Origin of the sequence: Robertkochia marina (assembly GCF_004799345.1) — a bacterium.
GTDB classification, from domain to species: domain Bacteria; phylum Bacteroidota; class Bacteroidia; order Flavobacteriales; family Flavobacteriaceae; genus Robertkochia; species Robertkochia marina.
The window spans coordinates 140,052-153,655 of the sequence record NZ_SSMC01000002.1; the positions used below are offsets into that span (position 1 = coordinate 140,052).

15 protein-coding genes are annotated in these 13,604 nt (G+C 39.8%); all 15 read right to left on the bottom strand.

The window, feature by feature from the left end; translation table 11 throughout:
* Positions 1 to 2: 2 nt before the first annotated feature.
* The 15 genes from E7Z59_RS07120 to E7Z59_RS07190 all read right to left on the bottom strand — a co-directional run bounded on the left by E7Z59_RS07120 (position 3) and on the right by E7Z59_RS07190 (position 13,572).
* Entirely contained in the window at positions 3 to 713 is a 711-nt protein-coding gene (locus tag E7Z59_RS07120; RefSeq protein WP_136335632.1) for a hypothetical protein, read from the bottom strand.
* A gap of 215 nt (positions 714 to 928) precedes the next feature.
* On the bottom strand, positions 929 to 1,282 hold the full coding sequence (locus tag E7Z59_RS07125; RefSeq protein WP_136335633.1) for a hypothetical protein: 354 nt from the start codon (positions 1,280 to 1,282) through the stop codon (positions 929 to 931).
* A 238-nt stretch (positions 1,283 to 1,520) separates the two neighbouring features.
* Positions 1,521 to 2,102 carry a hypothetical protein gene (locus tag E7Z59_RS07130; RefSeq protein WP_136335634.1) on the bottom strand — a complete coding sequence of 194 codons (582 nt, stop codon included), beginning with the start codon at positions 2,100 to 2,102 and terminating at the stop codon, positions 1,521 to 1,523.
* A gap of 258 nt (positions 2,103 to 2,360) precedes the next feature.
* On the bottom strand, positions 2,361 to 2,540 hold the full coding sequence (locus E7Z59_RS07135) for a hypothetical protein (protein WP_136335635.1): 180 nt from the start codon (positions 2,538 to 2,540) through the stop codon (positions 2,361 to 2,363).
* Between the two features lie 223 nt (positions 2,541 to 2,763).
* Positions 2,764 to 3,357 (bottom strand): hypothetical protein, encoded by a 594-nt coding sequence (locus E7Z59_RS07140; protein ID WP_136335636.1) that lies wholly within the window; start codon positions 3,355 to 3,357, stop codon positions 2,764 to 2,766.
* Between the two features lie 223 nt (positions 3,358 to 3,580).
* Positions 3,581 to 4,159: a hypothetical protein gene (locus E7Z59_RS07145; protein WP_136335637.1), complete on the bottom strand. Its 579-nt coding sequence runs from the start codon at positions 4,157 to 4,159 to the stop codon at positions 3,581 to 3,583.
* A 225-nt stretch (positions 4,160 to 4,384) separates the two neighbouring features.
* On the bottom strand, positions 4,385 to 4,858 hold the full coding sequence (locus tag E7Z59_RS07150; RefSeq protein ID WP_136335628.1) for an SRPBCC family protein: 474 nt from the start codon (positions 4,856 to 4,858) through the stop codon (positions 4,385 to 4,387).
* Between the two features lie 646 nt (positions 4,859 to 5,504).
* Positions 5,505 to 6,089: a hypothetical protein gene (locus E7Z59_RS07155; protein WP_136335638.1), complete on the bottom strand. Its 585-nt coding sequence runs from the start codon at positions 6,087 to 6,089 to the stop codon at positions 5,505 to 5,507.
* 237 nt (positions 6,090 to 6,326) lie between these two features.
* Entirely contained in the window at positions 6,327 to 6,962 is a 636-nt protein-coding gene (locus E7Z59_RS07160) for a DUF6000 family protein (RefSeq protein WP_136335639.1), read from the bottom strand.
* Between the two features lie 205 nt (positions 6,963 to 7,167).
* A complete protein-coding gene (locus tag E7Z59_RS07165; protein ID WP_136335640.1) occupies positions 7,168 to 7,524 on the bottom strand; it encodes a hypothetical protein in 357 nt (118 codons plus the stop codon).
* A 203-nt stretch (positions 7,525 to 7,727) separates the two neighbouring features.
* Complete coding sequence (locus tag E7Z59_RS07170; protein WP_136335641.1) at positions 7,728 to 8,210, bottom strand: carboxypeptidase-like regulatory domain-containing protein; 483 nt, start codon at positions 8,208 to 8,210, stop codon at positions 7,728 to 7,730.
* Between the two features lie 44 nt (positions 8,211 to 8,254).
* Positions 8,255 to 9,382: a tyrosine-type recombinase/integrase gene (locus tag E7Z59_RS07175; protein WP_242015642.1), complete on the bottom strand. Its 1,128-nt coding sequence runs from the start codon at positions 9,380 to 9,382 to the stop codon at positions 8,255 to 8,257.
* Between the two features lie 91 nt (positions 9,383 to 9,473).
* The gene (locus tag E7Z59_RS07180) at positions 9,474 to 10,112 is read right to left on the bottom strand and encodes an HD domain-containing protein (protein WP_136335642.1); all 639 of its coding nucleotides are present in this window, start codon (positions 10,110 to 10,112) and stop codon (positions 9,474 to 9,476) included.
* A gap of 293 nt (positions 10,113 to 10,405) precedes the next feature.
* Positions 10,406 to 12,208, bottom strand: a complete 1,803-nt coding sequence (locus E7Z59_RS07185; RefSeq protein ID WP_136335643.1) for an acyl-CoA dehydrogenase family protein — start codon at positions 12,206 to 12,208, stop codon at positions 10,406 to 10,408.
* Between the two features lie 176 nt (positions 12,209 to 12,384).
* Complete coding sequence (locus E7Z59_RS07190; protein WP_136335644.1) at positions 12,385 to 13,572, bottom strand: acetyl-CoA C-acyltransferase; 1,188 nt, start codon at positions 13,570 to 13,572, stop codon at positions 12,385 to 12,387.
* Between the last annotated feature and the right edge of the window lie 32 nt (positions 13,573 to 13,604).

A 13,604-nucleotide genomic window follows, 5' to 3' on the forward strand; every position in this document is an offset into this window, starting at 1 on the left:
TTTCATGAAATCCATGTGTGCTCCATTTTTTCGATAACCCAATGCCCTTCCTTATTTATCTTAATAATTATTCGTACTCCAATGCCATTCAGTCTTCCCATAACGTAACCCACATTTAAAATGCCATACGATTTTGATTTATCAAATAGTATTCTACTAAACCCAATGGACGCGGCGATGTGAAAATCATATTTCATACGCCATATTGTACTGTTGGAAGGGAACTGAGAAGCATATTGAAATATTAAGTTCTTCTTGTTGATTTTTAACTTTTTGAGGTTAATTTGATATTCGCTTTCATTAAGAAACTCTGAGCTATCAATTTGTATTGAATTGTTATCAAATGCTTCCTTTAGGTATTTTATATCATCCAGTTTAAGTTTATTTATTGTGTCTTGAATTATTAAGTAGACGGAAGTTGTATCTTTTTTTAATGAATCTTTTTTCTTCGTCCATTGATCCATCTGCGTTTTGTATTCAGAAGTTTTTTTCCACTTCTTATATGCGGCACTGTATCCATCCTTAAGATCATATCCTTTTTCTCTTAAAGTTTCTGGAGCTGGGGGTGGAGGAGGTGGAAGTAATCGATTGTCATAATACAAGGAATCGATGATTGTAGGAAATATTTCATAAAACACGGTCTGTTCTAATTCAACGTAGGAATTGTTCTTTTTTTCTTGACCTCGAATACAGTGGGAAGAAATTATAGTCAAGACTAATATGAAAATATGATTCCGTTTCATATGTGTGGTAACGGTCGGGCTATGCACAGGCGTGGTTGGCTGGCCTGGCTGACCATTGGGCCTTTTGCTTTGGAGGAGGCCAGGACAGCGAGCACATAGCTTTGGGTTTGTTCTAAATTTGAAGATAAGTAATATAGTCGAAACTTGTAGGAATGCTAGCGCTTGGGTATAGCCTCATGTTGTGTTTAGTTTTGATATTCTGTTCGTTCTGGCGGCCATTCCATTTTTATTCTTTCAATTATTTGATTTCTATTTTGAGCCCATTCTGGATATCTTTTCCATTCTTTTTCGGAATTGAAATAGAGAACTTTACTTTTTCTGCCTACAAGCATTTCTCCTTGAATTTCAATGCCTTTCCATTCATTTTCAATTTTCTCCTGATAAATAATATTGTCTCTTCCGGAAGACTTTGTTCGCCATCCTCTTTTATTTTCTTTTGGGCGTTGAAACAGGAACCATTTAATGTTGTAGAACAATATTATTCCAATGATTATTAGAACAATTAAGGCTAAAACATTTATTATCAGTTTATAGATCATTGGTCTTGAGGTGGTTTCCCAAAATTAAACACAACGGTCGGGCTATGCACCGGTGCGGTATGGGGCAGCTGGGCGACCTTTTGGCCTTCCTGCCCCTTGAGCTCGCTTGCGAGGTCATTTGGGGTGACGTTGGCGGAGGCCAGCAACCGAAACGAGGTGCATTTTTTCTTTTTTGTTCTGGAGATTTAGATAAAGAAAATAGGCTAATTCTTGTAGGATCTAGCACTGGGGTATAGCCTCATGTTGTGTGTAGTTTGGTTTTTTTAAGGGCATACCATAGCAAAATTAACCCGATGGATGCTAGTAATATTCCTCCGGCAAGAAAGGCCATTTTTAATTCATTAGAAAAATAGTAGCCTAATGAATTTAATGTTTGTGAAAGCCTGGTATGCCCCATTATTCCAGATGGAAATAATGCAAATACAATTGAGGAGCTAATTAAGGTGTTTCCAATAGATTGCTTTGTAATTAGTTTTATTAGGAGAGTCAATATGGTTAAGAATACTAGGGTATAAGTACTCCAAATTGAAATTTCGAAAAAGAATTGACTAACATCCGAAATGCCTCCAATTTTCTCTTGATCGAATTGAATTACGTTTTCCCATTTTTCTGAATTATATGAGATATTCAGACGACGGGAACCTTGAATGACGAAAAAGAACCCAATAGATTCTATTAAAATTAATTTCGGATTTAGTGTTAGATTTTTTTTCATCAAATTACACACAACGGTCGGGCTATGCACCGGTGCGGTATGGGGCAGCTGGGCGACCTTTTGGCTTTGGGGTTGGCGGAGACCAGCAACCTTAACGAGGTGCATTTTTTCTTTTTTGTTCAGGAGATTAAGATAAAGAAAATAGTCTAATTCTTGTAGGATCTAGCACTGGGGTATAGCCTCATGTTGGGCATATGTGCGTATTTAATGGTTAATATTTTAATTTCTTCAGTTTTCCTTTCATCAGTTCAATATGAAATTGAGTTTAGTCACTTTAATATAATTTTTTGGCAATTACTTTATCGTAAAGATTCCAATGTTACCACTGCTAATTTATTGTTTAAAGTGCGAATTCTTTACCAATTAAGTTTTGGACCTTTTTTCTTTTTTGAGAATCTCATATGTAAATCCATTTTGTAATGTGAAACCAACAACTAGTACACCAAGAATATATTTATAGTATTCAGATTCTTTTGCCCAAAAAGAAATTGCAACTATTACGATAGCCCAAATAATGGCATTGATAATTAATATTTTTTTCATTTTACTTGTGATTAAAATTTTTATTAAATTCTTGGATTATGCCCAACGGTCGGGCTATGCGCTGGCGTGGTTGGCTGGCCTGGCCCGTGGCGTTGGCCTTTACCTCTGGCCGGGGCCAGGGCAGCGAGCACATAGCTTTGGTTTTGTTTGGATGATCAAGATATGTAAAATAGTCTAAACTTGTAGGAAGTAGCGCTTGCGTATAGCCTCATGTTGTAACGCGTTATTTTTTTATTCTTCCGGGTCTTCCCTTTAAGTGGTCATCGATTGCCAGGTATGCAGATTCTGGTATTCTGTTTAAAGATTTTTCGTTTTCAATTAAGTCTCTTATCTGATTAAAATAGTTTGGTGGGGCATGACGGAACATTGTGGTAATTTTTATTACCTCTGATTTACAATTGTAATCATCTAATTTTGGCCAACCATACTCCCCAATTATCTTTAAAAGTTTAGTTGTGTTTTTAATGTCAATTTCAATTTGTAGCTGTCGTATTGAATCATTTGACTCTAGGATGTACCTAGGTTTAATTTCGCGTTTGAATAATGTATAAGCCAATAGCTTTAAGCTATCATTTTGTTTGTTGGATAAATTGGCCGAATTTTTTTTTGATTCCTGTTCTTTTTTAAGGGAATCTAGTATTCTATTATATACTTCTGCTGGACTTCCACCATCTAATTTGGCGCCACGATATTTTTGGTCTTCCAAATACATTTCTTTTAGCATTTGACAGGAAATGGGCTGTTCCTTTAGATCTTGGGCAAGAGCTGATTTATTTGATATTGTTAGGAAGATAAATATGAAAACGATGTTTTTCATAATGCGTTACAACGGTCGGGCTATGCACCGGTGCGGTATGGGGCAGCTGGGCGACCTTTTGGCTCCCGAACCGATAACTCGGTGAGGGATCTGTTTGGAGGAGACCAGCAACCTTAACGAGGTGCATTTTTTCTTTTTTGTTCAGGTGATTAAGATAAAGAAAATAGTCTAATTCTTGTAGGATCTAGCACTGGGGTATAGCCTCTTGTTGTAGGGCGTTTTATTATTCGTTAATTTCTTTAAATGTCAGTTCATTTCTTGATTTACTTATTTCAATTTTTCTGAATGTAGGGGCATATCCTTTTTGTCCGCTAGGTTCGAAAAACTCTCGAATAAAAGCATTTTCGGTTTCATAGTTTTGAGTCACCTTTGGGCCAAAATATCTGTTGCCTGATAAATAAAGTAAAGTGTCAACCGAACTTTTTTCGGATTGAAAATTTTCTGACTTTTTTATTTCGTTTATAGCTTTCCTTTTGTCACTTCCTGATATTTCTATAGTGAAAGTATGATAGTAGTCTCCTATGGCTGAACTAGATTCATTATGTACAACTTTAAATTCATCCATTAATTCTATCCCTTGTTCTTCTACAAAAAATCTAGCATCTTCCTTGGTGAAAAACTCATCCTCAAAATAGATAAAAACTCCTGATATTAGAACTATTAGACCATAAATGAGCGTTATGGATTTTGCTGCTTTGGGATGTCCACTTGATTTTATTGCCCAATGAATAAACCAACCAGCGCCAATTGGTATTCCAATGAATACAATTATTAATATGACTATGAAAAAGAATGTGCTCAATTTGATTTACTGGCTTTTACTAATGCCCTACAACGGTCGGGCTATGCACCGGTGCGGTATGGGGCAGCTGGGCGACCTTTTGGCCTTTGGCGTTGGCGGAGACCAGCAACCTTAACGAGGTGCATTTTTTCTTTTTTGTTCAGGAGATTAAGATAAAGAAAATAGTCTAATTCTTGTAGGATCTAGCACTGAGGTATAGCCTCATGTTAGCATACGTACCTTTTTTTATTTTAAAACTGATTTCCATTTTTCAGTTTCAGCAAATTCTTTGATTATCTTATTTCTTTTCTCCAATAAGTTTTTCATGTATGTCTTTAAAAACAAGGAGTTAGCCAATTGTCCCAGAAAACCCATAGGGGCTTGAAATTCAAATTTATCAATCATTAGGACTCCATCTTCTTTATTTTCAAAAATATGCTGATGCTTAAAAGACTTAAAAGCCCCTTCAACCATTTCGTCTGTAAAGTAATGTGGTGAACTGAATTCGGTGATTTTAGAGGTTAGTTTTTGTGTTATACCAAAATGTTTGGCTTTCCAGGTTACCCATTCATTTAAGTTTATTAACCCTTTAGTTTTTCCAGCAATTGCTTCCTCTTTTGTATGTTCAGTAGAAATTTTATGAAGATCAATACTTCGAGCTAAATCGAAGACAATTTTTCTTTCAGATTTGATGTAGGTTGTTAATTCTATTATGGGCATTCTTCGGTATGTATGCTAACGGTCGGGCTATGCACAGGCGTGGTTGGCTGGCCTGGCTGACCTTTGGGCCTTTTGCTTTGGAGGAGGCCAGGGCAGCGAGCACATAGCATTTGGTTTATTCTGAATTTGAAGATAATGAATATAGTCGAAACTTGTAGGAATGATAGCGCTTGGGTATAGCCTAATGTTATGTGCTGTCTGCTTTTATTTTTTCTTTTTAAAGCTAATTATGAAGCTGATTGTTATCGTTATTATTCCGATGGCAATTAAGACTATTGCTTCAATTATTTCACCAAGGCCTCCAAGACCAGAGTCATTTTTTCTTAAAAATTCAAGCCCATTGTGATATCCATATTTATAGACCCCGATCATTAAAATTACTAGCCCGATCGTTCTTACAGAATTTATTAATAGAGATCTAGTTTTTATCAATTGATTTCTTTAATAAGAATTAAGAGATGCTCCAGATTGCACATAACGGTCGGGCTATGCACAGGCGTGGTTGGCTGGCCTGGCTGACCTTTGGGCCTTTTGCTTTGGAGGAGGCCAGGGCAGCGAGCGCATAGCTTTGGGTTTGTTCTGGTTTTGAAGATAAGGAATATAGTCGAAACTTATCAGAATGATAGCGCTTGGGTATAGCCTCATGTTATGTGCTGTTAGCTTTCTTTTCAATTTTGGAAAGTAACTCTTGGTAAACTTTTTTAACCTCAGGAATATTATCTAAAGTATATCTGTAATCCAGATTAATCGACCTTTTTCGAAGAATTAATTTTCCCCATTCAAATTTATCTTTTGGATCTGACTCCCAGAATTTATCATATTCACCAAGAATGATGAATCCGGAATTATAGGCATTTTCTCTTAAAACCATTCTAGGGAAATCATTAAACGGAAAGCTTTTTAATATTTGATCTTTGGATTTGTTATATATAATTAATCTTTTGTTTGTTATTAGGTATTCTAATCTTTTAATTTTAATCCATCGAAGCACTAATGAGAAGCTAGACTTAATAATCATCAAGGAACTCACAATAACTAACCAGAAAAGATATTCGTTTCCGTTTAGATATGCTGGTAAAAATTGAGTTAATCCTAATATCCCCAAGGTGAATAACAGAAAGTGCAGAAAATCTTCATTTCGAAATTGTAATCCAGTAGTTTTATTGAGTTTTGCTTCCAATACTTCATCAGCTCTCAATTGATTCCAAATTGCATGTTCTTTCAATTTCATTACTTAATCATTTTAGCATGGAGTTTTGCTAATTGCACATAACGGTCGGGCTATGCACCGGTGCGGCATGGGGCAGCTGGGCGACCTTTGGGCCTTTGGCGTTCCTGCCTGCCGGCAGGCAGGGGAGGAGACCAGCAACCTTAACGAGGTGCATTTTTTCTTTTTTGTTCTGGAGATTAAGATAAAGAAAATAGTCTAATTCTTGTAGGATCTAGCACTGGGGTATAGCCTCAAGTTCTACGCAGTTTTTATTTTATTAATGTTTTTCATTTGGTTGTTAAACCTAGAAATTTCAATTTCTAAATTCTTTTGTCCATTCGACCATTCCGTGAACTTCGGTAAAAATTTTTCCATTTCGGAAGTCCCGTTGATCTTGTCAGTCCAGTTTAATGCAGCCATAGCGTCTTTCTGATCGTAGTCAAGGTCTTTTCGAGTAAGGTAGTAGTCCAAATATCTTTTTAAAAAGTCAATTCCGTTTTCTGAATTGAAACTAGCGAGAGCTAAACAATAACCTGTTCCTGCGTAACTAACTTGACTTTTAAGAAGATGAATTCCGATGATTGTTTCTAAATCGCGGTAATCATTAATTACTGAAAAATGGGCACCGACAATTCGAGTCCGCCAATTGAAATCTCCAAGTAATTTTTTGGCGATATCCAATGTCAGTTCAATTCGAATTGGATTGAAATTTTTGATGTATTCATCGGGATTGTTGATTGAAAACATATAAAATGGATGAACCCATTTTTTAATAAATTCCAATTCTAGTTTATGTCCGTTATCATGATGTTCAAGTATTTCAAATGGGCTTTTATGTTGAACCGTAGCTCCGGCAACATGTAATTCTAGTTGTTTTTTAATCTTTTCGTCCATTTGGTGCAAATTGCGTAGAACGGTCGGGCTATGCACCGGTGTGGTATGGGGCCGCTGGGCGACCTTTTGGCCTTTGGCGTTGGCGGAGACCAGCAACCTTAACGAGGTGCATTCTTTTTTTGTTCAGGAGATTAAGATAAAGAAAATAGTCTAATTCTTGTAGGATCTAGCACTGGGGTATAGCCTCATGTTGTGCACTGTTTTTTTATTTTCTGACTCCCATTTCCTTGAATGCATGGAACTCACATATTAGCATTTCGTTTAATGCGTTTTTATCACATCCTTCCCAAGTGCATTTTTTGCTACTAGTACCTCTGTGTTTTTTTAATAATTCAATTCTCAAGCTTTGGTCATCATATTCAGTCCAGTTTTCACTTGATTCAAGTCGGACAAAAAATTGTTCCTGGTACTTATCTACTTCGTCCAGTCGCCAAAAAGAATTATCTAATTTATTCCGGTATAATCTGTACCAGTTTCTACAATCAATTAATTCAAATTGTGATTCAATTAGTTTCAGGATATTCTGATCAGCGTAATATATTTTTTCGGTTAGTAAGGTCATTTTTTAAATAGTGCACAACGGTCGGGCTATGCACAGGCGTGGTTGGCTGGCCTGGGCGACCTTTTGGCCTTTGGCGTTGGAGGAGAACAGGGCAGCGACCGCATAGCTTTGGTTTGGTTGTGGATTTGAAGATAAGTAATATAGTCGAAACTTGTCAGAATTGTAGCGCTTGCGTATAGCCTCATGTTGTGGTCTGTGCTTTTTTATTTCAAGTTAATCTCAACTGTTCTATAAGCTATGTATGTCGCTTTTATTTTTTTTAATTCATCTTTAAAACGCTTTTCAAACTCTCCCTTATTATTAGATCGGGTTAGTATTGTATCAGATTCAAATATTAATTGAATTTCAGCATTAATTAGGGGTTCTGTAGAATCAACATCACTGATTTTTCCACTAATGTAATTCTCGTTTATATTGTCTAAGTTTATCTTTATCTGATTTTCTACAATACAGCCATCTTCTCCAGTAAGCCCATAATCTGGAATCCTATTTACTATTAATTCATTATAGCTTTTTCCTTGAATTGAAAATTCTGGTAAAATTTTGGTATTACTTTCTTTTAAGACTTTACAAGAGAAAAGACCTAATGCCAATATTAAGTATGTGAATTTAATTTTAGGATTCATTTTTTTAGCATTGACCACAACTTGTTTATATAAAAATCCCGGTGGTTTATATGCACCCATTGTGAATGGATAAACGTAGGGGAATTCTTTGTATCGAATATAAGCTATAGGTCCAGATCGTCAAAAGGATTTCTGATCTTTTGTAAACTGCTCGTGCTTACATGGGTGTAGATCATCGTGGTCTTGGGGTCACAATGGCCCAGTAACTCCTGTATGTACCTGATGTCTGTGCCGTTTTCCAGTAAATGCGTGGCATAACTGTGCCTTAAGGTGTGTAAGGTAACATGCTTGGTGATATTCGTGTGGGCCAATGCGCGAGATAATACCTGCCTGGCGCTCGATTGAGTGTAGGGGCCTCCATCCTGTCCTTCAAAAACATAGTCCTTCGGACGATAGGTTCTTAAATAGTCCCTTAGCTTCTCAAGGGTGCGGTCGCTTAGCGGAATAAAACGATCCTTGGCGCCCTTGGCATGCCTTACATGCATGAATTTTCGGGTCGTGTCCAGATCGGTTAATCGTAAATTTAAAGCCTCGCCTATGCGCAATCCGCAGGAATAGACCAGGCTCAATAAAAAACGGTGCTTCAGATTGCGTACTGCCGTGAGCAGATCGATCACCTCCTCCTTGGATAAAACCTCAGGAAGCTTTCGGGCTTTTCGCGGACGCTCCAAATGCATAATGTCTAACTCCTTGTTGTGATATCGCATATAATACAATTTCAGGGCGCTGATAAGCTGATTCTGAAATACCCTGCTGTACCCATTGCCTAAGATGTATTCCTGATTAAAACGGTCAATATCCCTTAGGTTGATCTCCGTTGGGATCTTTTCCCTGAAAAAATCAAAAAAAACATGCAGTAGCCCTATGTAGGTCTTGATCGTGTTCTTGCTGTACCGCATCTGATGCATCCAATACATGAAATCTTCCATGTCCGTACGATGACTTTTGTCGTCGGTATGATCTTCTTCAGGATTTCGGGGAGGAGGGAGGTCAATCTTATTGGTTTCCTTGAATTCTGAGTAATCCACATACCACCCTTCAGAAACCAGGTATTTAAATAGCCGATTCAGGTTCCCCTTGGTATACAACGCGAAATAACAACCTGATTCCTTGTCCCAGGATAACGTATCAATTGAACTTAACACCAAGTCCAGGTCCGGATCCGTAGTCAGATCGATCCTGATGTATACACTGCTACCTGCTGCCCAACGCTTGAGTTTGATTATTTTCATTGTAATGATATTACTCGTAAAAATAGAAAATAATCTACAAATATCAGAAGATCAGGAGGTTAATTGTTTTAATAAACGTGTTTTTATGGAGCTATGATTTTTTTTGTGCAGATCTCAGGAGGTTGGTAAGATTAGTTCTTGCCTGGGCTTCTCTTTCCTTATAGAAACGATCCGTTTGATAAATTCGCCTGCGCCCGAGGAATTCCTTTAGAAAGAACATTCTCCCGGCCTTAAACAATGGAGAGGGTAGCTTTGAAAATTCCTTCCCGATCTGTTTGGTGTAAGCTTCGAACTTTACCGGTGTTTCTCCGATGATGGCCAGGTCGATATCTAAAAGGTACTGGGTGTCACTATCTTCAGCCCCTTTATGAGATCTTGTGGCAAGGATTTGCTCACAGCACCTGTTGACCTTCTCTTTCGGCACCTGTAATGCTGTAAGACGCAGCCTGGCAAGCTCAGCACTTTTCTCCTCATTTTGAGTACTTCCCGGTTGATAAATAATATCGTGATAGAATATTGAAAACAGTAAGACGTTCGGGTCCTCAATGTGTTCCTGATGTTCTAAAGCCAGGGTGATCATGTACCCAATATGCTCGAGGTTATGATAATAGCGCCCTGATGCCATATAGCATTGCTCCAACTCTGACCAGAGGTTTTCGATAAGCTCCTTATCGTCAGAATATTTAGAAGTGAGTTGGTGCCAGATGTTTTTTAGTTCTGCAGCTTTCATTCTTATTTTACTGTGATTGAAATTACAGAATTTTAGGGATGTTGGCGTGTTTTCTATTATTTGCATTATAGTAGAATAGAGAGGTCTTTCACTGGCGGTCAGGATCTTCTTTTTTTTTGGATTATTTAATTTTATTAGCCCATTAGCCCATTAGCCCATTAGCCCATTAGCCCATTAGCCCTTAACCCGTACCCTGTAACCCATCACATCAAAAAAAGAAACCGCCCGGTTTCCCGGACGGCTACTCAACAAACAACTAAATTCTAAAACCCTCTCAAGAGTAAGTAAGGGAATTAAAAGCAATACTTATTTTCAGCCGTTACCTTCTCGGCAATGATGTTTCTCAACTCGATGGCATTCGGCAGGTTGGTGTACTTGGTGAAACGCTTCAGTCCCATAAGCATCATACGCTGCTCGTCACCTTCGCTGATGGCGGCAATACCTTCCTTGGCACTGGTGTTGATCTTCTCAACAGCATTGTAGAGGTATAACTTAGCCATAGCGATCTGCTCTTTCTGGCTTTCTTCACCAAAACGCTTGGCGTTCTTCTCGGTTCTCAGAATTCCTGATTCTGCCATATAGATCTCTATCAGAATATCAGCTGCCGCAAGCAGCAATTGCTGGTGTTCTTCCAGTTGCGGACCGTACTTTTGTACCCCGGCTCCGGCAACCATCAGGAATACCTTTTTCAGCTTACCGATCATTTCTTTCTCTTCGGTGAACAGCTCAGAATAATCAGGTGTATCGAATGAAGGAATTCCCATCAGCTCATCTTTCACAGCCATCGCAGGACCTAAAAGGTCTACATGCCCTTTCATGGCCTTTTTGATCAGCATACCCACAGAAAGCATTCTGTTGATCTCGTTGGTACCTTCATAAATTCTGGAGATACGCGCATCTCTCCAGGCCGATTCCATAGGAGTGTCAGCAGAGAATCCCATACCTCCGAAGATCTGAATACCTTCATCAGTAGTGTTCTGGCAATCTTCTGATACAGCAACCTTAAGAATAGAACACTCAATGGCGTATTCTTCAACTCCCTTAAGCTCTGCCTCAGAATGCGATTTACCTTCTGCCTTTCTGGCCGCAATACGATCTTCGATATCCTTGGCAGCACGGTAGGCAGCACTTTCATCGATATATGCGCTGGTAGCCATTTCAGCCAGCTTCAACTTGATAGCACCAAACTGGGCGATAGGCGTCTTGAACTGGATGCGCTCATTGGCATATTTTACAGCTTCTGTGATCACCCTTCGCTGAGCGTCAAGACAGGCAGCAGCCAGTTTGATACGGCCCACGTTCAGGGCGTTCATAGCGATCTTGAATCCATTACCTCTTTCAGATAGCATGTTCTCTACCGGCACCTTGGTCTCGTTAAAGAATACCTGGCGGGTAGAAGAGGAGTGGATACCCAGCTTTTTCTCTTCATCTCCAAGTGTGATTCCGTTTTCCGGATCATTCTCTACAATGAACCCGGTGATGTTCTTATCGTCTTCAATTCGAGCAAAAACAATAAATAGGTTGGCAAATCCCGCATTCGAGATCCACATTTTTTGTCCGCTGATCAGGTAATGCTTTCCGTCTTCAGTTAAGACAGCCTTGGTTTTACCGCTGTTGGCATCAGAACCTGCTCCCGGCTCTGTAAGACAGTAAGCACCGAACCATTCTCCTGTAGCCAGCTTTGGTACGTATTTTTTCTTTTGCTCTTCACTTCCGTAAAGGGTAATAGGCATGGTTCCGATCCCGGTGTGGGCACCAAAAGCGGTCGCCAAACTTCCGGTAGCTCCGGAAATATAATCACATACCAGCATGGTGGTTACAAAGTCCATTCCCAGTCCGTCGTATTCTTCAGGTACGGCAATTCCAAGAAGTCCCAGCTCACCGGCCTTTCTCATGATCTCTTCGGTCAGGGCATAGTCTTTCTTTTCAAATTGCTCCTTGTGAGGCCATACCTCACGGTCAACAAATTCTCTTACCGACTCCAACATCATCTTCTGCTCTTCGGTAAAATCTTCCGGGGTGAAAACATCTTCAGCCCTGGTCTCCTTTACCAGAAACTGACCTCCCCGTGTTACATCTTTTTTTAACGTTTCCATATCTCTATTTGTAATCTTTGGTTTTTTATTTCTTTCAGTAAGCAGTTTAAAGTTTGCAGTATACAGTTTGCAGACTCGTTCCTCAAACCTGTCTGCCGACAGGCAGGCTCGTACCTCAAACTCGTAGCTCAAACCTGTCTGCCGACAGGCAGGCTCGTACCTCAAACTGTCTCCTTTTAACTCAAAAACTCATACACCCCGGCAGCACCTTGTCCGGTTCCCACACACATGGTTACCATTCCGTATTTGCTGTCGCGACGTCTCATCTCGTCAAAGAGTTGTACAGAAAGCTTTGCTCCGGTACATCCCAGCGGGTGCCCTAATGCAATGGCTCCTCCGTTCACGTTCACGATATCAGGGTTTAATCCCAGTTCGCGGATAACCGCCAGCGATTGCGATGCAAAAGCCTCGTTCAGTTCAATAAGGTCAATCTGATCCTGCTTCATTCCGGCTTGCTGCAAAGCTTTCGGAATAGCTTTCACCGGACCGATACCCATGATTCTTGGTTCTACCCCAACAGCAGCATATGATACCAGGCGGGCAATAGGCTCCAGGTTCAGTTCTTTCACCATTTCCTCGCTCATTACCAGGGCAAACGCAGCTCCATCACTCATCTGAGAAGAGTTTCCGGCGGTAACACTACCTCCCTGGGCAAAAACGGGTCTTAGACGTGCCAGTGCAGCCTGATTGGTGTCTGCACGCGGACCTTCATCCTGTTTTACGGTATAGTTTCGTGTTTCTTTTTTGTTGTTGTTCACAAAGGTTTCTTCGATACTAATCGGTACGATCTGGTCGTTGAATTTCCCTTCCTCCAAAGCCTTCAGGGCTTTCATGTGAGAATTATAGGCAAATTCATCCTGGTCGTCACGAGATACCTTGTACTGGTTGGCAACGGCCTCTGCTGTGAGCCCCATGCCCCAGTAATAATCTTCGTTTCCTTCCTTGGCTACCTTGTAGTCAGGTACGGGTTTGTACCCTCCCATAGGAATATAGCTCATGCTTTCTGCACCTCCGGCAATGATACAATCGGCCATTCCCGATTGGATCTTGGCAGTGGCCATGGCAATGGTTTCCAGTCCTGAAGCACAGTAACGGTTAACGGTTACTCCGGGAACCTCTTCGGTCTTTAATCCCATAAGGGAGATCAATCGTCCCATGTTAAGACCCTGCTCAGCCTCAGGCATGGCATTACCCACGATCACATCGTCTATGCGACTTTTATCAAATTCCGGCAGCTGTTGCATCATGTACTCGATGGTCTCTGCAGCCAGCTCGTCAGGTCTTTTAAATCTGAACAGTCCTCTGGGGGCTTTCCCTACCGCAGTACGGTAGGCTTTCACTATATATGCAGTCTTGGTTTTCATTTTCTTTGATTTTGTTTTTAGTCGAGTCTACT